Here is an 18,771-nt window from a genome sequence, read left to right on the forward strand (position 1 = left end):
TACTACGCGCGCTTCTCCGGGGCCGTCTTCAGCTTGGCCCCTTCGATGTCGACGTTGGGCAGGATCTTGTCCAGCCACTTCGGCAACCACCAGGCTTTGTCGCCCAGTAGCGCCATCACCGACGGAATCAGCACCATACGGACGACGAACGCGTCGAAGAAGACGGCGGCGGCCAATGCGAAGCCGATGGACTTGATGAACGAGTCCGGCTCGGCGATGAAGGCGGCGAACACCGAGATCATGATGACCGCTGCCGAGGTGACCACGCGTGCGCCGTACTTGAAGCCGTTGACGACGGCGTCCTTGGCGGCCGCGCCGTGCACGAACTCCTCACGCATGCGCGAGACGAGGAACACCTGGTAGTCCATCGCGAGGCCGAACACCACACCGATGAGGAAGATCGGCATGAAGCTGACGATCGGCTGCGGGTTGGAAATGATGCCGAGCCCGCCCTCTTGGAAGATGAACACCGTCGCACCGAAGGTGGCGAGCACGCTGAGCAGGAACCCGACCGTTGCCGTCAGCGGCACCAGAATCGAGCGGAACACCAGCATCAGCAGCACGAACGCCAGTCCGACGACCACGGCCAGGTACGGAATCAGCGCGCTCTGCAGCCGCTCCGAGATGTCGATCCCGATCGCGGTTTCGCCCGTCACTCCGTAGGAGACGCCCGAGCTCTCCTGCAATCCGCTCTCGGCATCGCGCAGGTTGGTCACGAGCGCCTTCGTCTGGTCGCTGTTGGGTGTGCTCGACGGGGTGACGAGTATCTGCGCGGTGTCACCCGCCGGATTGACGGCGACGATCTGCGCGTTCGTGACGTCGGATTGTGCGGTGATCGTCTCGATGACCTTGCCGAAGGACGCGGTGCGGTCTGCCTCGGCGACGTCGGACGCGTCGGCGATGACGAGCAGCGGTCCGTTACGTCCCGGCCCGAATGCCTCTTCGGTGATGTCGTAGGCCTGACGGGCAGGCGTGGACGGGTCCGAGGTGGCGATCGACGGGAGAGCCAGCGACAGCCCGGTGGTCGGGCCCGCGATGACACCGAGCAGCACGATGCCTCCGACGAGGCCGAGGATCGGCTTCTTGACCAGGAACCGTGCCCACCGAAGACCGTTGGTGGGGGTTGCGTTCGGGTCCTCCGGGTCGGTGGTGTTGACGAACTTGAGCTTGCCCGCGAAGGCCTTGCCCTTGTAGACGCCCAGCATGGCGGGCAGGAACGTCAGGGCGATGAGTACCGCGACGAACACTGCGAAGCCTGCTGCCAGACCCATCTGCGACAGGAACGGGATGCCGACGACGCGCAGGGCGACGAGGGCGATGAGCACGGTCGCGCCGGCGAACACGACGGCTGATCCGGCGGTACCGACCGCGCGACCGATTGCTTCTTCGCGGTTGTCGGTGAGCGTGAGTTCGTGCCGGTACCGCGCGAGGATGAAGAGCGAGTAGTCGATCGCGACGGCAAGACCGATCATGATCGCGAGAATCGGCGTGAACGAGGACAGGCTCGCGAACCCGGAGGCCGTCGTGATGGCCAGACTCGAAATACCGATACCGACGATCGCGGTGATCAGCGGCAGGCTGGCAGCGGCGGCCGAGCCGAACATGATGAGAAGGACGATGGCGGCGACGGCCAGACCGACGATCTCCGAACTTCCACCGGGCGACGGGTTCTCCTGGGCGACGGTGCCACCGAGGATGACGGTCAGCCCTGCGTCACGCGCGGGTTGCGCCGCGGCATCGAGATCGCTGCGAATCGCGTCGGTGACATCGGCCAGCTCGACGTTGATCGGAACCGTGACGGTGCCGACGTTGCCGTTGGGGCTCAACGGCGACGTGGCTGCCGCGTCGGCTGCCACCTTGTCGGCCGGCGTTCCTGCCTCGGCGGCTGCGTCGGTGTACTGCTGCACGATGGCCTTGTTGGCCTCGACCGGATCGGCAAGCGGCGGAGCGCCTTCCGCCGGCTTGGCCGCATCGACCTTCTCGATCTCGGCGATCGTGGCGTCGATGGCCGAGGTGTACTGCGGGGCATCGAGCGACTGACCGTCGGGTGCCTGGAACACGTACTCGGCGTTGACGGCCTGAAGGGGATCCTCGGCTCCGCCGAATCGTTCCTTCTGCAGATCCAATGCAGCCTGAGCAGGCGTTCCGGGGATGCTGAACGAGTTGACGGTAGGCGCGGACAGCGTGGCTGCGCCCACTCCGGCCAGGATCAGAATGACGAGCCAGAGGCCGAGGACGACCCCCTTGCGGCGGTAGGCGAATCTGCCGATTCGGTACAGATAGGTGGCCACTGTCAGGCTCCTCGGTTGTTATCGGATACGTGCTGGCGAGATTTCGGCTCGGGGATTCCGGCGCGGAGTTGTTGGAATGCGTTCTCCACAAGCGCTTTCGGAGTGTTCTCTCCGCCGGGGTCGTTGATCCACAGGTTCAGTGCGGCGGTCACGGCACCGCCGACTGCCATTTGCAGCAGGTTGGGGTAGAGGTCGGAATCGATATCGGTTCCGGTGCGCTCAGCGATCGCCTCGCCGAGTTTGCGGGTGAGCGAGTGGTGCATTTCGAGCTTGCGCGCCATCAGCGCCGGGTTGGCCTCGATGAGTCGTGCTGCGGCGAATGTGTCGTCGAGGTCGCGGCCGGGGTCGGCGACGAGGTTGACGGCGATGTGCTGCAGCGAATCCCAGATGGGTTCGGCCTCGGGTCTGGCGCGAAGCAGCTCGAACCATTCCAGGGCCGAGGCCTCGATGTTGTGGAGTACCGCTTCTTCCTTGTTGGAGAAGTAGTTGTGGAACGTTCGGGTCGACACTCCGGCTTCGTGTGCGATGGCGTCGGCCGTCACGGCATCGAGTCCGTGCTCTTTTCCCAGACTGACTGCGGCAATGCCGAGGGCATCGCGGGTGGCTGCCTTCTTCTGATCGCGAAGGCCGGTCGGGGTGGTCACCCTGTCCAACATACGGAAGTTGCACAGCTCGGCAAGTTTGCAGAGCTGTGCAATATTGACGACCGTGCCACATCGGTGGCCGACTGTGACTCAGGTCATCGACGGGACCATGCGGTCGGCTCGCTGATCAGCTCTCCGACGAAATCCGGGAGGTCGTCGTCGACGATGTCCGCCAGCGATACGGATTCGAGAACCGCACGCAGATTGACCCGGACGGCCAGCCACACCCGCGTCAACGGCTCGGCGGGACCGGCGTACTGCGCATCCTCGGGCCGTTGCCCGCGCACCGACGCGAGCGGCCCCTCGACGGCACGCATCACGTCCGCGACGGAAATGTTCGACGCCTCCCGCGCGAGCCAGTATCCGCCGTCGGGTCCCCTTCTACTTCGCACCAACTCGGCGCGACGCAGGTCGGAGAGCACCGACTCGAGAAATTTGTGCGGTATCCCTTGAGCGGCGGCAAGCGCCTCGGCCTTGGCGGGTGCTCGGCCGCCGACCGCGGCGAGCTCGACGAGAGTCCGCACCGCGTAGTCCGCTTTCGCCGTGATGTGCACGATTCAATTCCTATCATTTCGATAGGAAATTAGCGACCGAGAACGTACCGATGCTCGACGGCTCTGCGCCCGTCGGGCAACACCCAGTCCGCGGGTGCGGTGCCGGTCCTGACCCAGCCCGACTTTTCGTAGAACGCGATCGCCGCAGCCGAGCCCTGCTCCACGTGCAGTTCGATAGCAACGGTCCGTTCTGCCGCATACGCCACTGCGGCGTCCAACAAGGCCGCGGCTGCGCCTGTACCCCGGCACTCGGGCCGGACGAACAATCGCGAGACCATCAGCCCGTCGTCGACCAGGTCGAGTGCCAGGTGGCCGATGATGCGGTCATTCGACTCCGCTACCCATGCGGCGACCTGCGTTGCGGAGTGCAACCAGGCGGCCGGATCCTCGGGCCACAGTGCGGGATACCCGTCGGCCTCGTGCACCGTCGCCAGCGCGGTCACACAGAACGCAATATCCCCGGAACGGCGGCTACGAATTTTCACGCGTCGAGACTACGATCACCATACTGTCGTTACACTTCGAACAGCAGTGTCACGCACGGAAGGCTGTACACATGAGGGACCAACTCGCATCGGCGTGGAACTCGCTACCCGAACCGCTGCGGGATCCGGTTGCCCTGGCCGTCCCCGCGTTCGCGCTACTGCTGACGATCGAGTGGATCGCGGCGAAGAAACTCGAAGACGGAACCCCCGGCGCGTATTCGGCCCGGGACGCACGGGCGAGCCTGAGCATGGGTTTGGTTTCGATCGCAACCACGACTGCGTGGAAAGCGCTGGCCCTGATCGGCTACACCGCCATCTACGTCTACATCGCGCCGTGGCATCTACCCGCCGACGCCTGGTACACGTGGGTCATCCTCATCCTGGGCGTCGATCTGCTGTTCTACGGCTACCACCGCATCGCACACCGAACCCGACTGATCTGGGCGACCCATCAGGCTCACCACTCGAGCGAGTACTTCAACTTCGCCGCGGCGCTGCGGCAGAAGTGGAACAACAGCGGCGAGATCATCATGTGGCTGCCCCTGCCGCTGCTGGGGATGCCGCCGTGGATGGTGTTCGTGGGCTTTTCGATCAATCTCGTCTACCAGTTCTGGGTACACACCGAACGGATCGACAAATTGCCGCGGCCGTTCGAGTTCGTCTTCAACACGCCCTCGCACCACCGCGTCCATCACGGTCGCGATCCGCAGTACCTCGACAAGAACTACGGCGGCATCCTGATCGTCTGGGACCGCCTGTTCGGCAGCTACGCCGACGAAGTCCAGCGACCGAACTACGGACTGACCAAGCCCGTCGGCACGTTCAACATCTGGACGCTTCAAACACACGAATACCGCAACATCGCACGGGATGTCGCGGCATCGAGGTCATGGAAGGAACGCGTCGGATACGTCGTCGGACCGCCGGGATGGACACCGGCGGCCCCACGAGAACGGGCTACTGCCGACTCAGATTGATCAGGAAGTCGACGGTTCCCGAACCCTCGACGGTCACGAAACCGAGCGACGGCGGCTCGATGCCGTAGTCCGACCACGTCGTCGGAATTGCACCCGACGCGATGAGCGTGTCACCGGACTGCAGCACCTCCATCTCGACCGACACCGGACGCGTCTGATCCTTGAGCGTCAATGTGCCTTCCGCCGTGACGGTTTGGGTGGTGCCGTCCTTGGGCAACGACGAGAGGTCGACGGGCTGGTCGATGGTGAACGTCGCCGTCGGATATGTCGCGGTGTCGAAGATGTTGCCGCGGAACTGACCGTCTCGACGGTCACTGTCGGTGGTGATCGAATTGGTCTGCACCACAACCTCACCGGCGGTCAACGAATTATCCGCCACGGTCACCGAGCCGCTGACCTCGGGCGTCGACCCGACGACGGTCACGTCGGATCCGTTGAGCACCTCGTCGACGGTGTAGCCGGCCGCGGTCTTGTTCGACGCATCGCCTGCCGTCACCGTCCAGGTGCCGTTCAGATCGTCGGTGGTGGCGGCCTGCGCACCGGAGGTGTCGACGGTCGCTGCCGGAGCGTCGTCCTCCTGGAAGGACGCGTAGATCTTGGGGCCGAAATACAGCCCGAGGGCCACGAGCACTACGACAACGACGCCAACTGTCCACCATTTCTTGGTCATGACCGACGATGATAGTTGCAGCTTCAAGCCCATGGGGAGTGAGCGACCTGGCAACTCCCTGAGAATTTTGTCCGATTACCCCGTGCGCAGGTGTCGGTGGTGCCAGGCACAATGGAACCCATGGATCCGGTGGAGGCACTTCGTGAGATCGGCTTCTGGCTCGAGCGTTCGCGCTCGGACACCCATCGCGTCAAGGCCTACCGCCGAGCCGCGGATGTCGTCGAATCACTCTCTCCTGCAAAACGATCCGAGCACGAGAAGGCGGACAGCTGGTCGTCGTTGGCCGGAATCGGTGCGAAGACCTCGCTGATCATCCGGCAGGCGCTGACCCAGGACGTTCCTGACTACCTGGCCGAGCAACGCGACGCCGCAGAACCCATCGGCAACAACGCACTACGGGCCGCACTCAAAGGCGACCTGCACACCCATTCCAATTGGTCCGACGGCGGCAGCCCCATCGACGAGATTATGCGCACCGCCAAGAACCTCGGGCACGAGTACTGCGCGTTGACCGATCATTCACCGCGGCTCAAGGTCGCCAACGGACTCAGCGCCGAGCGTCTGCGAAAACAACTCGACATCATCGCCGAGCTCAACGAGCAACTCGCGCCGTTCCGCATCCTCACCGGAATCGAAGTGGACATCCTCGACGACGGTTCGCTGGATCAGGACGAGGGATTGCTCGCCGAACTCGACGTGGTGGTGGCCAGCGTGCACTCGAACCTGCGGGCCGATTCTGTGGCGATGACGAAGCGCATGGTCACCGCCATCGCGAATCCGCACGTCGACGTACTCGGTCATTGCACCGGCCGACTGGTCGAGGGCGGCCGGGGAAAGCGGCCCGAGTCGACGTTCGACGCCCCGGTGGTGTTCGAGGGATGCCGACAGTTCGGCACCGCGGTGGAGATCAACGCCAGGCCCGAACGCCAGGACCCGCCCGAGCGCCTGATCGACATCGCCCTCGAACGCGACTGCCTCTTCTCCATCGATACCGACGCACACGCACCGGGCCAGCTCGACTGGCAGGGCTACGGCTGTGTCCGCGCCGAAGCCCAAGGCGTTCCCGCCGATCGCGTCATCAACACCTGGTCGCTGCCCGAGCTGCTCGATTGGACGGCTCAGGGCACGTGAATCGTCGCCACTTCCTGTCCGGCCTGCTCGCTGTCACGCTGGTCGGCTGCAGTTCCACGGACACCACATCCTCACCGAGCACAGCAGAGACGTATTCGGCTGCACTGCAACCCGTTTCGGGACCGACCGGAGATCCGATCCGGCTGAAGTACGGGTACCAACCCGACAACATCGGAGACCTGTATCTGCCTGCCAACACTGCGACGTCACTGCCGGTGGTGGTGATGATTCACGGCGGTGGATGGCAGGAGAACCTCGATCTGTCGTACTTCCAGCAGATGTCCAAAGCCATCGCAGACCAGGGCATCGCCGTGTGGAACGTCGAGTATCGGCGCGGACCGAACAATTGGGCCAACACCCTCACCGACGTCGACGACGCCACCGAGGCACTGGCAACCGTCGTACAGAACGCCGCCGACGGGCGACTCGACCTCGATCGAGTGCACGTCGCCGGACATTCGGCCGGCGGACAGCTGGCCGCGTGGGTCGCTGCGCGTCATCTGATGCCGATCGACGCACCGGGAGCAGACCCCAGAATCCGGCCGCGCAGTGCCACCATCATGGCCGGGGTGTTCGACATGAAACGAGCGGCGAACATCGGCAACGACAAGTTCGTGCCCGCATTCCTCGGCGGCATGCCCAACGACGTTCCCGGTCGATACAAGATCGCCTCCCCCATCGAATACCTCCCGCTCGACGTCCCGTTGACCGCGCTGCACGGTGATGCGGACCAGACCGTGTCGGTGAACCAGAGCCGCGTGTACGTCGACGCCGCGACCCGCGCAGGGAGCACGGACCCCGAGCTGGTCGTGTTGCCCGGAGCCGGACACGGAGCGTTTTTGGACCCCAAGCACATCGCCTGGTCCACCGCATTGAGCACCATCACCGGGCGCGCGCAGACACTGCTCTGAGCCGCAGGTGGTACACAGTGGCGATGAAACGAAAGATCGCGACCGGATTGCTCGGGCTGATGGTGGCCACCTCTGTAGCCGGATGCGGCGACGACGCGTCGACCGAGAACGCGTCGACCACGTCCGTTCAGGCCACGTCAGCTCCGGCCATGTCGGCCACGACGACGCAGGCGACCACCGCAGCTGCCACCCCGACGGTCGATGCACCCGCTGACAGTCCGGCTCCCGAGGCACCGCCCGCCGCTGATCCAGCCGACCCCGCAGTGACCGGAGGAACCGGAGGCGTCACCGGCGACGATCTCTACCGTCAGACCTGCACCCAGTTTCTCCCGTCCATCGATGCACTGGAGCAAACCGGAATCTCCGATCGCGCAAAATCCGTCGAGGGTCTGCGCAGCGAAATGACCACCGCGCCGAGTTGGTCCACGGTGCCCGAGGCCGATCAAGGCGAAATTCTGCGGGGACTCGACGCCGCGGGCGCGGGGCAATGCTGAGCGTCTGAGTCGGTCGCCGCCCCTCTACCGCCGCAAACGCGCGCGCGTTTGCCAGGTGCGCGCGAAGTAGACCCCGAATCGGTGGCGAATCTGAACGCATCTGACGAATGCGCGCGCGTTTGCCGCGTAACACCCGCCCGGTGATCCCGCCCGGCCCTGGGGGTTCGATGCCCGGGCCCTGTTGATCCCGCAAACGCGCGCGCGTTTGCCAGGTGCGCGCGAAGTAGACCCAGAATCGGTGACGAATCTGAACGCATCTGACGAATGCGCGCGCGTTTGCCGCGTAACACCCGCCCGGTGATCCCGTCCGGGCCCTGGGGGTTCGATGCCCGGGCCCTGGTGATCCCGCAAGCGCGCGCGTTTGCCAGGTGCGCGCGAAATAGACCCCGAATCGATGGCAAATTCGCTCGCGTCTGACGAATGCGCGCGCGTTTGCCGAGCAACACCCAGCCACCCCACCCCGCGCACAAAAAACTCCCCACCCGACGGATCGGGTGGGGAGTCTTGGCGGTGGCGGAGGGATTTGAACCCTCGGAGGGGGTGAACCCTCACACGCTTTCGAGGCGTGCTCCTTAGGCCGCTCGGACACGCCACCGCAGAAGACTGTACCGGAATGAGCGCCTGAGGCTAAATCGCCTGCTCAGAGCGCAAAGTTACTTGCCGGTGAGCTTGTCCTTGATGTTCGAGGCCGCGTCCTTGACCTTCTCGGCACCGTCTTTGAATGCGGCGGAGGTCTGATCGCCCTTGCCCTCTGCTTCGAGGTCCCTGTCTCCGGTTGCCGAACCTGCGGCTTCTTTTGCCTTGCCGCCGAGGTCTTCGGTCTTGTTCGAGATCTTGTCGTCGAGTCCCATGAGTGTCTCCTTCGCAAGTTCGGAGCGCAGCGTTGCGCCCTGCCCTCCACCCTCCCCAATGTTGGACATTCCGGCCACCCCGTGACGAGATCGTTATCTCTGGCGGGCGAAGAACTGGGTCAGCACTTCGGCGCATTCGGCTTCCAACACTCCCCCGCGCACCTGTGGGCGGTGGGTGAGTCGACGGTCTCGGACGACGTCCCACAGCGAGCCAACGGCCCCGGTTTTCGGTTCCCAGGCTCCGAACACCACGGTGCCGACGCGGGCCGCAACGAGGGCACCGGCGCACATCGTGCAGGGTTCCAAAGTGACTGCAAGAGTGCAGTTTTCGAGCCGCCAGCCGTCTCCGTGGACGGCGGCTGCTCGACGCAATGCGAGCACTTCGGCGTGCGCAGTGGGGTCGCCCGACGCCTCCCGCGCATTGCAGGCTCGCGCGATCTCACGTCCCGACGCGTCGTACACGACGGCTCCGACGGGGACGTCGGCGTCCGATGCCTCGGCTGCGGCCGACAGCGCTGCGCGGATCATGTCCGCGTCGGGCAGCGGCATCGGTTACCGCCGCAGCTTGTTCACCGCTGCGGCGAATTCGTCCTCGAAGCCCAGGCGCTCGGCGATGGATTGCAGTTGTTCGTCCGGGTAGTCGTCGGTCTCGGCGACGATGATGCCCAGGACTGCCTCGGGCAGGCCCAGGTCGGCGAGGAGAGCGAGGTCGCCTTCCTCGTAGGGTTCGATGTCGTCGAGTTCGTCGGGGTCGACGTCGGGGATCTCGATGTTGAGTGCGTCGAGGACGTCGGCGGCGATTTCGTAGTCGACGGCGGCGACCGCGTCGGACAGCAGTAGGCGGGTGCCGTTGGGTGCGGGACGCAGGATGACGAAGAATTCCTCGTCCACGTCGAGCAGTCCGAACACCGCTCCCGAGCTGCGTAGTTCACGCAATTCGGTCTCTGCTGCCGACAGGCTGGTCAGTGCGTCGTCGGACAGTGGCGTCACGGTCCACTTGCCGTCCTCTCGGACAACTGCAACGCCGAATCCTTCGAGGTCGTCGTACTCCGATGCGGAGGCACGGTTGTTGTTCGCGCGCTGTGCGGCCATGTGCGCAACGGTAGTCCGGTAGGTGCCGGTATTCGAAGTCCACCTCCCTTGGAAGTCACCCACCTGTGCCAATCTGATCGGGTGACTTCTTCTTCGGTGTGCGTTCTCGGTCTGGGACTGATCGGTGGGTCGATTCTGCGGGCGGCGCACGACGCCGGTCGCCGGGTGTGGGGCTGGAACCGATCGGCCGACGCGATCGCCGGGGCTGCGGACGATGGCTATGACGTCGGCACCGATCTGGCAACCGCCCTGACCAGGGCTGCAGATGAGGATGCGCTGATCGTCATCGCCGTTCCGATGCCTGCCGTCGACTCCGCTCTGCAGGCCATCGCCGAGCACGCACCCACCGCCCCGATCACCGACGTGGTGAGCGTCAAGGCCGAGGTTGCCGCGGCCGTCGCTGCTCGCGGACTACAGGCCCGCTATGTCGGCGGCCATCCGATGGCGGGTACCAACCACTCGGGCTGGTCGGCGACGGACCCGGCACTGTTCGCCGACGCGGTCTGGGTGGTGTCCACGGATTCCGGTGTCGACGCCGACGTGTGGGTGCGGGTGGCCCAGCTGGCCCTGGCCTGCGGTTCGGTGGTCGTTCCGGCCGGCAGCGTCGAGCACGACAGCGCCGTCGCCCGCATCTCGCACCTACCGCATCTGCTGGCCGAGGCGTTGGCGATCGTGGGGGCCGCGGGTGGGCCGTTGGCGCTCGGGCTCGCCGCGGGGTCGTTTCGCGACGGCACCCGGGTGGCGTCCTCGGCGCCGACTCTCGTCCGTGCGATGACCGAGGGCAACGCGACCGCGCTACGAACCGCGCTCGACGAGGCGCTGCATGCGCTCACCACAGCGCGCGAAAAATTGAACGAGAACTCGACCGAAACGCTGGTCGACGCCGGACACGCAGCGCGACTGCAGTACGAGCAGCATCAGCGATTCGACATCACCGACGTAACCCCGGGCGAGCCGGGGTGGCGAGAGAACCTGCAGGACGCGGGGCGACGCGGTGGCGTCGTGCGTCAGATCCGCTCGGCGAGTCCCGGGTAGTCGATGACAAAACCGTCGGCGTCGACCGTCACCGACGATGTCGAGACCGGCGAGATGACGTGGATGCCGTGCGCGCCGCTGCTGTAGGTCAGGGTCGCTTCCTGGATGCTCAGGTCGAGAAGGTTGACGTACACCGTCGGCACCTCGAGGTCCTGGACCTGGGTGTGCAGACCGAATCGTCGGATCGGCAGGGTGTTGAAGAACGGGCTGAGCACCATGTCGACGTCGAGGGCACCGCTGTAGGTCGAGCGCTGGTGGTTGGCGGAGTTCTCCACCATCCAGTAGCCCTCATCGTCGCGGCTGACCGAGGCCTGCCGGTCACCCGACGCGAGCGACGTGCGCACCGAGAGCCTCTTGGTGACGCCGTATTCGTCGGTCACCAGGTCGTACGACGCACTGAACGCGGGATGATCACTGCAGGCGGCACCGATGATGCGTCCGGCAGCTTTGATGCGGTTGCCGGAAAGCTGGACGCGTACGGACTCCATGCGGGGAACGTCGTGCGCTCGCCACGTCAGGATCGAGGGCCAGGATTTCGCGTCGGTGGTGGCGGTTGCGGGAACGGAGACGTGCTCTGCACCCGATGCTTGAGTGATCACGGGTCCTACGGTATGCGACAGGGCCCCCTGTAGAACAAGCGGACGCGACTTTTCTTTGCACCGACCCAGCCGTTCATGCTGCGCTCGGCCTCGGCCGACCCCCGTCGACGTCGACTTCTGGCCCGACACCGTGTGCGACGCCTTACAGCGGCCGGGCCCTGTCGATTTCGCTCACGATTACTAAGGTGATGGCCGTGACGACAGGGAACCCAGGCGGCGGCCAGTTCGATTTCGCGCATTCCGAGCAGGCCGCGAAGAGCCGACAGGACAAGGCGACCGCTCTGGCGCGCTACGTCTGGGAGCGCGGGATCAGCGGCGCGGAACTGCTCGATCTTCCCGACGCCACCCGTCGAAAACTGGCCCGCGCAGCGGACCTGCATCCACCGAGCACGATGGAAACGTGGACCATCGTGGCCGAGTTGCTCGACCGCAAATCCGCGTGGGCGGCCGAGCACCCCGGTCACGACGGGGCGACGCCCCAGCACGCCGACGAGAAGATCATGTGGGTCAAACCGCCGATCACCCCCTGGACCTAGACGAGCGAGTCCTCCCACGCCTCGTGCAGGTGTGCGAAGCGGCCCTCTCCCGCAATGAGGTCCGCCGGGGTTCCGTCCTCGACGATGTTGCCGTCCGCCATGACGAGGACGCGGTCCGCGATGGCCACCGTCGACAAGCGGTGCGCGATGATCAACGCCGTCCGGCCCTGCAGAATCGTTTCGAGTGCGCGCTGCACCAACCGCTCGCTCGGGATGTCGAGACTCGACGTTGCCTCGTCGAGCACGATTACCGACGGCGCAGCGAGGAACACCCTCGCGAACGCCACCAATTGCCTTTGGCCCGAGGACAATCGGCCTCCGCGCTTACGCACGTCGGTATCGATCCCTTCGGGGAGCGAGGCGATGAACTCGGTCAGTCCGACGGCCTCGGCGGCAGCGCGGACCTCGGCGTCCGTCGCGTCGGGACGTCCGAGGCGGATGTTGTCGGCCACCGAGCCGGAGAACAGGAACGATTCCTGTGTCACCATGACGACGTTGCGGCGCAGGTCCTCGTCGGAGATGTCGCGCATGTCGATGCCGTCGAGTCGCACGGATCCGGCGGTCGGATCGTAGAAGCGCGCCAACAGCTTTGCCAACGTCGACTTTCCGGCTCCGGTCGCACCGACCATGGCAACCACCTGACCCGCCGGCACGTGCAGCGAGAACTCGGGCAGCACGACGCGCTCGGTGCCGTAGGAAAAGTGCACGTCGTCGAACGTGATGTCTCCCTTCACCGTTCCGATCGACACCGGGTTCTTCGGGGCAACCACCGACGGCTCTTCCTCGAGTACGCCGGAGATCTTCTCCAGTGCAGCGGCGGCCGACTGGTAGGCGTTGAACACCATCGCCAGCTCGTCGAGTGGGCCGTAGAACCGGCGAAGGTACAGCACGTACGCGGCGAGCACGCCGACGTCCATGTGCCCGTTGATCACTCGCCAGCTACCGAACACCAGGATGATCGCCAGAGTGACGTTGCCGATCCACCGAACGATTCCGGTGTAGCTCGCCATGCCGCGCAGGGCCGCGGTGGTGGCATCTCGGTACTCCGAGTCCTCGGTCTCGAGGATCGCGTCGTTGCGACCTTCACGCCGAAAGACCTGTACGGCACGGATTCCGCCCATCGACTCCACGAAATGAACCACCACACGTGCGATCGCCACCCGTGTTCGACGGTATCCCTGGCGTTGGCGTCGTTGTGACCACCGGGTGACGAGCACCAGCGGTACGAAGCCGGCGAGCACGATCATCGCCATCGGAACATCGAGATACACGAGGATGACGGCGATCGAGACCATCGACAGGATGGCCGTCAACGCGTCGTTGAGCGCACTTTCGAGCAGTGTCTGCAACGACTCCACGTCACTGGTCAACCGCGAGATCAACCGTCCCGACGTGTATTTCTCGTGGAACGACAGACTGAGTTTCTGCGCGTGGTCGAACACGCGTCCACGCAGGTCGTAAAGAATGTTCTGACTGAGTCGGCCCGAGACGGTGAGAAACGCGTAGGTGGTGAACATTCCGAGCAGGCCGAAGCCGGTGTATCCGCCCACGGCCCACAGCAGCGGACCCCAATCACCTTGTCCGGCAGCACCGACGCCGTTGTCGAGGGCGTAGGCGACGAACAGCGGGCCGGCCACATAGGTGATGTTGTCGATCAGAATGATGACGAAAGACAGCAGGGCCTGCTTCTTGTACGGGCGCACCAGCGAGGCGAGCAACCGCCGAGAACGTCCGGCCAACACCAGGTTTCCGGTGGCGTCCACCTCCGAGTCCTCGCCGCCCACTCCCCGCCAGTCCGCGGTTGCGGTCTGCTCAGCCATGGATCGACCCCATGACGTCGCGGTACCGCGGCGACGACGCCAGCAGTCCCTCGTGCGTTCCCTGCTCCACAATTCTTCCGTTCTCCAGATACAGCACCCGGTCGGCCAACGCCGCCGTCGACGGCCGGTGTGCCACCAGCAACGTCGTCGAATGGGCCAGCACGCGCCGCAATTCCTTCTGCACCTTCGCTTCGGTGTCCACGTCGAGTGCCGAGAGCGGGTCGTCGAGCACCAGCACCCGGGGCTTGCCCAGCACTGCACGGGCCAGTGCGAGTCGCTGCCGCTGCCCGCCCGACAAACTCATACCCTGCTCACCGATGCGCGTGGCCAGGCCCCACGGCAGCCGGTCGACGAATTCCGTTGCGTGAGCAATCCCCAACGCCTCGGTGATCTCGGCATCGGACGCGCCAGGAGAGCCGAGCGCGATGTTCTCCCGCGCACTGGCCGAGAACAGCACCGGGTCCTCGAACGCTACCGACACGATCGAGCGCAGATCGGCCAGCCGCATCGACGCCACGTCGATACCGTCGATCGAAATGGTGCCCTCGGTAGCGTCGAACAAACGAGGAACGAGGTTCGTCAGTGCCGTCTTTCCGCTGCCGGTGTTGCCGACGAGCGCAACGGTCTCCCCCGGCTCGACGACGAAACTGACATCGGTGAGCAGCGGCGAGGACGCGTCCGGAAAGGTGAATCCGACGCGGTCGAACTGCACTCGGCCACGGATCGTGTCGGGCAATTCGACGGGGTTGTCCGGATCCGTCACGGTCTCCGGGGTGTCGATGATCTCCCAGTAACGATCCGCCGCAGTCCGCGCATTGTTCAACTCCGCCAGCAGGTATCCGAAGGATTCGATCGGCCACAGCAGGAACGTGACGATGGCGATGGCAGCGACGAGCGTGCCGACCGTCATCGTGCCCTGCACGATCGAGTAGGTTCCCACGGCCAGAATCGCGCCGATGGTGATCGGCTGCAGTCCGACGATCACCGCCCAGATGATCGCGAGATAGCGCACCTTCTTCAGCTCGGTGCCGCGAAGAGTGTAGGCCTGACGCAGAAACTGCTTGCCCAGGTGCGCACTTCGCCCGAACGCCTTCAGAACACGGATGCCCTGAATGGACTCCTCGACCGTTGTCGTCACATCACCTGCTTGGTCCTGAGCATCACGCGCGACGACGCGGTACAGCGTCTCGAACCTGGTGCAGGCGATCACCAGCGGAACCGATGTCACCAGCATGATCAGACCCAATTGCCATGCCTGAACGAGCAATACACCGATACCCACGACGAGCGTGACGGCGTTGATGATGATGAACGGGCCGATGAACGCCATGAACCGGCGCAGCGACCCGAGATCGGCGATGGCACGGGAGAGCAGCTGACCCGATTCCCAGCTCTCGTGCGCCGCGACCGACAGCCGTTGCAGCTTGTCGAATACCGTTGCCCGAGCGCTGATCTCGAACTGGCTCGACGGGCGTGACACCAGGTATCGACGCACCCAGATGCCGGCCGCGTCGATGGTGCCGAGCAGCAGGATCAGCGCCGCGGGCCACCACACCGCGGAAAAGTTGCGGTCGGCGATGGGCCCGTCGATGACGCGTTGCATCACCAGCGGAATGACGAGGCCGGTGAGGGTCGCGATGAGCGAGACCACGATGGAGCCGATGTAGAACCACTTGTACGGGGCCAGGAACGGCGCGAAACGCTGCAGCGACGTGGGTGTCCGCGAAGCATTCGGGTTCGACTCAACGACGGTTGGGGCTTCGGGGTCGAGCACACCCGTGGACACGTGTTGTTCTCCTTATTGCGGTGCCCGAATGATTTCATTGCTCAGGCTCAGTTTCCAACCGATTTTCGGCGGCCTGCATTCCAGTGTGGAACCTCGAGCACGGTCGAGGTCAAGTTCGACCGACGCTCAGCACACCGAGTCTCGAGTAACGTGAACCCGTCGGGCGAGAGAAGGGCACACGTGAGCACACGGTCGATGGTCGGGTTGTTCGCCGGTATCGGCGGGCTCGAGCTGGGGTTGGCCGAGGCAGGGTGGACGACGCAGCTGTTGTGCGAGATCGATCCGGGTGCCGGCGCGGTGCTGTCGGCGCGCATGCCGAACGTTCCGCTGCACACCGACGTCACCACGCTGCGCAGCCTGCCCACCGGCACCGAGCTCGTTGCTGCCGGCTTCCCCTGCCAGGACCTCTCCCAGGCCGGACGGACCGCAGGCATCACCGGGGCTCGCTCCGGGCTGGTCGACGAGGTGTTCCGGCTGGTCTCACGTCGCCGCGGCCCGCGGTGGCTGTTGATGGAGAACGTGCCGTTCATGCTGCAACTCGGACGTGGCGCAGCGATGCGACACATCACCGACGCGCTAGAGGACCTCGGCTACATGTGGGCCTACCGCGTCGTCGACGCCCGTGCGTTCGGGTTGCCGCAGCGTCGACAGCGCGTGGTGATGCTGGCCTCGCGCACCGACGATCCGCGTGAGGTGCTGTTCTCGCAGGATGCCGGGCCGTTGCCCGACGGCGATCCGAGTACTGCGCCCTGCGGCTTCTACTGGACCGAGGGCACCCGCGGACTGGGCTGGGCCGTCAACGCCGTCCCCACCCTCAAGGGCGGTTCCTCCCTCGGCATCGCCAGTCCGCCGGCCGTGCGGTTGCCGTCCGGGGAGATCGTCACGCCCGGCATCATCGGGGCCGAGCGGCTGCAGGGGTTCGATCCGGACTGGACGCTGCCTGCGGTCGAGCGCGCCGGAGTGCGTACCGGGCATCGTTGGAAGCTCGTCGGCAATGCCGTCAGTGTGCGGATGGCGTCGTGGGTCGCCGCCGCACTCGACGACCCGAAGCCCTACGACGTCGCAGGCGACACCGCGTTGCTGCCCGGTCAGGCCTGGCCGACGGCCGCGTGGGGCCGAGACCGCGCGAGCTTCAAGGTGACCGTCTCGACCATGCCGGTGCACGAACCGCCCGAGGACCTGATCGACTTCCTGGACGACTCCACCCTGCTGTCGGCGCGAGCCACGGCCGGGTTCCTCAAGCGCGCGCGAGCCGGCAACCTCCGCTTCGCCGACGGCTTTCTCGACGACCTCGACGCCCACCTCGAGCGCATGGGTGGGTACACGCAACGGGTGTCGGTGTGAGCGCGACACGTCCCGTCACCGACGCGAAAACCAGTGCACGGCTCAGTAAGCAGCGCCGCCGCGACACCAAACCGGAAGTGGCGCTGCGTCGTGAGTTGCACCGACGAGGACTGCGCTATTTCGTCGACCGCGCTCCGCTGAAGGGCATGCGGCGTCGAGCAGATCTGGTGTTTCCCCGTCGCAAAGTGGCGGTCTACGTCGACGGTTGCTTCTGGCACAGTTGCCCCGTCCACGCGACGAAACCCCGCAACAACGCCCAGTGGTGGGCCGACAAGCTGGCTGCCAACGTGGCCCGCGACCGCGACACCGACACCCGCCTGATCGAGGAAGGCTGGCGCGTCGTGCGGATCTGGGAACACGAGGACCCGGTCGTCGCCGCCCAACGCGTCGTCGATGATCTTGCTGCAGATCCGATAGTGACCGACTGAAACCCACAGCACTCCCCGCGCGTCCAACCTGATGATCGGTCGATTCGAGTCGAGGGATGAGGACAGTGCGTAAAAGTTGGGTGCTTGCGGCGATGGCAGCGGCGATGTCGTTATCGACCAGTGGATGCGCGGTGGTGTTGCTCGGCAGCGCGTTCCCCGCCGGCAGTGCGTCGCCGGCGGAACAGAACCGGTACGGATTCGAGATGTCGGAGGCAGACCGCTATCTGGCCGACTCGGCGGCCTTCGTCCGCAGCCTCGATCCCTGCGGCTTCCTCACCGAGGACGACCTCACAGCTCTCGGCACCGTGGTGCAGCTCAGGCCGGACGGCGAACTGAGTAGCTGCTCGGCAGAAGTCAACCCTGGGCGATCGGACGTCACGGACTCCGTGTCGATCAAGCTGAACGGATACCAGCCGACGCCGGCCGACCCGAACTTCGAGCAAGTCACGATCGGCGGCGAGCAGGTGTACCTCGATGACGCCTCCCGAGGGACGTGTCGCGTCAGCTTCCCGCTTCGCGACGAGTTCGACGGCACCACCTCCGGGCCCATGGACGATGTTCTCACCCAATCGGGTCGTAGTTTCGCCACGATCGACGTCTATCTTGCTGACGGAGACGCCTGCAGTGCAGCGAAATCCGTCACCGAGACCGCACTCGGCCTCGTGAGCGATCCACCACTACGTGCCGATTCCAGGTACAACCTGCCGTTGGCCGCGAAGGATCCGTGCAGCGTGCTGGAGCATCTGCCCGAGACCTGGACGGTCGACCGGTGGAACCCTGCCGCGGATCCGTACGGCTGCCACTTCGAGGCGTCGTCGGCGACGTTCGAGGACAACCTGGTACTGCTCGACGTCGCGCTCACCTACGACGACAGCGACTTGCGTTCGACAGATCGCGAGAAGATCCGGCAGGGCGGTTACACCGTGGAGACTCGCGACTCGGATTCGGTGTGTTCGGCCGACATCGTGTTGGGCAACCCCGTTCTCGGCCTGCCCGGTAACGAGGACTCGGCCGCGCGTTACGCCCGCACGGTTCCCGAGCTGTCCGTCATGGCGGACGACTGCGACTCCGCCGTCGCGCTGGCGGTGGCAGCTGCCGACGAGCTCACTGGTTAGCCTTGGTC

Annotated in this window: 20 protein-coding genes and 1 tRNA gene; 9 read left to right on the plus strand and 12 right to left on the minus strand. The window is 65.3% G+C overall.

Translation table 11 applies throughout. From position 1 onward, the window contains the following. Positions 1 to 2: 2 nt before the first annotated feature. The 4 genes from AB0P23_RS07965 to AB0P23_RS07980 form a co-directional block, all read right to left on the minus strand. A complete protein-coding gene (locus tag AB0P23_RS07965) occupies positions 3 to 2,291 on the minus strand; it encodes an MMPL family transporter (RefSeq protein ID WP_032399322.1) in 2,289 nt (762 codons plus the stop codon). 2 nt (positions 2,292 to 2,293) lie between these two features. Beyond that, positions 2,294 to 2,944 carry a TetR/AcrR family transcriptional regulator gene (locus tag AB0P23_RS07970; RefSeq protein ID WP_363797326.1) on the minus strand — a complete coding sequence of 217 codons (651 nt, stop codon included), beginning with the start codon at positions 2,942 to 2,944 and terminating at the stop codon, positions 2,294 to 2,296. 86 nt (positions 2,945 to 3,030) lie between these two features. Continuing rightward, on the minus strand, positions 3,031 to 3,489 hold the full coding sequence (locus AB0P23_RS07975; protein ID WP_027494603.1) for an Rrf2 family transcriptional regulator: 459 nt from the start codon (positions 3,487 to 3,489) through the stop codon (positions 3,031 to 3,033). 29 nt (positions 3,490 to 3,518) lie between these two features. Continuing rightward, on the minus strand, positions 3,519 to 3,974 hold the full coding sequence (locus tag AB0P23_RS07980; RefSeq protein WP_032373329.1) for a GNAT family N-acetyltransferase: 456 nt from the start codon (positions 3,972 to 3,974) through the stop codon (positions 3,519 to 3,521). Positions 3,975 to 4,045: 71 nt separating this feature from the next. Here AB0P23_RS07980 and AB0P23_RS07985 point away from each other — a divergent pair, with 71 nt between their 5' ends. Continuing rightward, entirely contained in the window at positions 4,046 to 4,951 is a 906-nt protein-coding gene (locus AB0P23_RS07985; RefSeq protein WP_032373328.1) for a sterol desaturase family protein, read from the plus strand. Here the strand turns inward: AB0P23_RS07985 and AB0P23_RS07990 are convergent. Then, complete coding sequence (locus tag AB0P23_RS07990) at positions 4,932 to 5,621, minus strand: YceI family protein (protein ID WP_032368648.1); 690 nt, start codon at positions 5,619 to 5,621, stop codon at positions 4,932 to 4,934. The two genes, AB0P23_RS07985 and AB0P23_RS07990, sit on opposite strands and share 20 nt — an antisense overlap. 120 nt (positions 5,622 to 5,741) lie before the next feature. Here AB0P23_RS07990 and AB0P23_RS07995 point away from each other — a divergent pair, with 120 nt between their 5' ends. Genes AB0P23_RS07995 through AB0P23_RS08005 form a run of 3 tightly spaced genes read left to right on the plus strand, consistent with a single transcriptional unit; the run spans position 5,742 to position 8,157 of the window. Next, positions 5,742 to 6,752: a PHP domain-containing protein gene (locus tag AB0P23_RS07995; RefSeq protein ID WP_032373334.1), complete on the plus strand. Its 1,011-nt coding sequence runs from the start codon at positions 5,742 to 5,744 to the stop codon at positions 6,750 to 6,752. Then, positions 6,749 to 7,663, plus strand: a complete 915-nt coding sequence (locus AB0P23_RS08000; protein ID WP_032373327.1) for an alpha/beta hydrolase — start codon at positions 6,749 to 6,751, stop codon at positions 7,661 to 7,663. The genes AB0P23_RS07995 and AB0P23_RS08000 overlap by 4 nt, the downstream gene beginning before the upstream one ends. A gap of 23 nt (positions 7,664 to 7,686) precedes the next feature. After that, positions 7,687 to 8,157, plus strand: a complete 471-nt coding sequence (locus tag AB0P23_RS08005; RefSeq protein WP_032373326.1) for a hypothetical protein — start codon at positions 7,687 to 7,689, stop codon at positions 8,155 to 8,157. Between the two features lie 505 nt (positions 8,158 to 8,662). Here the strand turns inward: AB0P23_RS08005 and AB0P23_RS08010 are convergent. From AB0P23_RS08010 to AB0P23_RS08025, 4 genes are all read right to left on the minus strand, one after another. Beyond that, positions 8,663 to 8,752: transfer RNA gene (locus tag AB0P23_RS08010), tRNA-Ser, on the minus strand. A 58-nt stretch (positions 8,753 to 8,810) separates the two neighbouring features. Beyond that, positions 8,811 to 9,008 carry a CsbD family protein gene (locus AB0P23_RS08015; RefSeq protein WP_027494609.1) on the minus strand — a complete coding sequence of 66 codons (198 nt, stop codon included), beginning with the start codon at positions 9,006 to 9,008 and terminating at the stop codon, positions 8,811 to 8,813. Positions 9,009 to 9,101: 93 nt separating this feature from the next. After that, positions 9,102 to 9,557: a nucleoside deaminase gene (locus tag AB0P23_RS08020; RefSeq protein WP_027494610.1), complete on the minus strand. Its 456-nt coding sequence runs from the start codon at positions 9,555 to 9,557 to the stop codon at positions 9,102 to 9,104. Between the two features lie 3 nt (positions 9,558 to 9,560). Then, entirely contained in the window at positions 9,561 to 10,100 is a 540-nt protein-coding gene (locus tag AB0P23_RS08025) for a tRNA adenosine deaminase-associated protein (protein ID WP_027494611.1), read from the minus strand. Positions 10,101 to 10,181: 81 nt separating this feature from the next. Between AB0P23_RS08025 and AB0P23_RS08030 the strand changes: the two genes are divergently transcribed. Continuing rightward, on the plus strand, positions 10,182 to 11,135 hold the full coding sequence (locus AB0P23_RS08030; RefSeq protein ID WP_196249521.1) for a prephenate dehydrogenase: 954 nt from the start codon (positions 10,182 to 10,184) through the stop codon (positions 11,133 to 11,135). Here the strand turns inward: AB0P23_RS08030 and AB0P23_RS08035 are convergent. Continuing rightward, entirely contained in the window at positions 11,108 to 11,623 is a 516-nt protein-coding gene (locus AB0P23_RS08035; protein ID WP_032373332.1) for a putative glycolipid-binding domain-containing protein, read from the minus strand. The genes AB0P23_RS08030 and AB0P23_RS08035 overlap by 28 nt on opposite strands. 299 nt (positions 11,624 to 11,922) lie before the next feature. Between AB0P23_RS08035 and AB0P23_RS08040 the strand changes: the two genes are divergently transcribed. Beyond that, the gene (locus AB0P23_RS08040) at positions 11,923 to 12,270 is read left to right on the plus strand and encodes a hypothetical protein (protein ID WP_032373325.1); all 348 of its coding nucleotides are present in this window, start codon (positions 11,923 to 11,925) and stop codon (positions 12,268 to 12,270) included. Here AB0P23_RS08040 and AB0P23_RS08045 read toward each other — a convergent pair. Both AB0P23_RS08045 and AB0P23_RS08050 read right to left on the minus strand, forming a co-directional pair. Further along, positions 12,267 to 14,090, minus strand: a complete 1,824-nt coding sequence (locus tag AB0P23_RS08045; RefSeq protein WP_032373324.1) for an ABC transporter ATP-binding protein — start codon at positions 14,088 to 14,090, stop codon at positions 12,267 to 12,269. The two genes, AB0P23_RS08040 and AB0P23_RS08045, sit on opposite strands and share 4 nt — an antisense overlap. Beyond that, the gene (locus AB0P23_RS08050) at positions 14,083 to 15,876 is read right to left on the minus strand and encodes an ABC transporter ATP-binding protein (RefSeq protein WP_032373323.1); all 1,794 of its coding nucleotides are present in this window, start codon (positions 15,874 to 15,876) and stop codon (positions 14,083 to 14,085) included. The genes AB0P23_RS08045 and AB0P23_RS08050 overlap by 8 nt, the downstream gene beginning before the upstream one ends. Before the next feature lie 195 nt (positions 15,877 to 16,071). On the opposite strand from AB0P23_RS08050, the gene dcm reads away from it, so the two are divergent. The 3 genes from dcm to AB0P23_RS08065 all read left to right on the plus strand — a co-directional run bounded on the left by dcm (position 16,072) and on the right by AB0P23_RS08065 (position 18,763). Beyond that, the gene (gene dcm / locus AB0P23_RS08055) at positions 16,072 to 17,220 is read left to right on the plus strand and encodes a DNA (cytosine-5-)-methyltransferase (RefSeq protein ID WP_179274536.1); all 1,149 of its coding nucleotides are present in this window, start codon (positions 16,072 to 16,074) and stop codon (positions 17,218 to 17,220) included. Continuing rightward, positions 17,217 to 17,648 (plus strand): very short patch repair endonuclease, encoded by a 432-nt coding sequence (locus tag AB0P23_RS08060; protein ID WP_032373321.1) that lies wholly within the window; start codon positions 17,217 to 17,219, stop codon positions 17,646 to 17,648. The genes dcm and AB0P23_RS08060 overlap by 4 nt, the downstream gene beginning before the upstream one ends. 104 nt (positions 17,649 to 17,752) lie before the next feature. Next, entirely contained in the window at positions 17,753 to 18,763 is a 1,011-nt protein-coding gene (locus AB0P23_RS08065) for a hypothetical protein (RefSeq protein WP_288122131.1), read from the plus strand. Positions 18,764 to 18,771: the final 8 nt, after the last annotated feature.

It is taken from the genome of Rhodococcus sp. NPDC077669 (assembly GCF_040686915.1).
GTDB lineage: Bacteria > Actinomycetota > Actinomycetes > Mycobacteriales > Mycobacteriaceae > Rhodococcoides > Rhodococcoides fascians.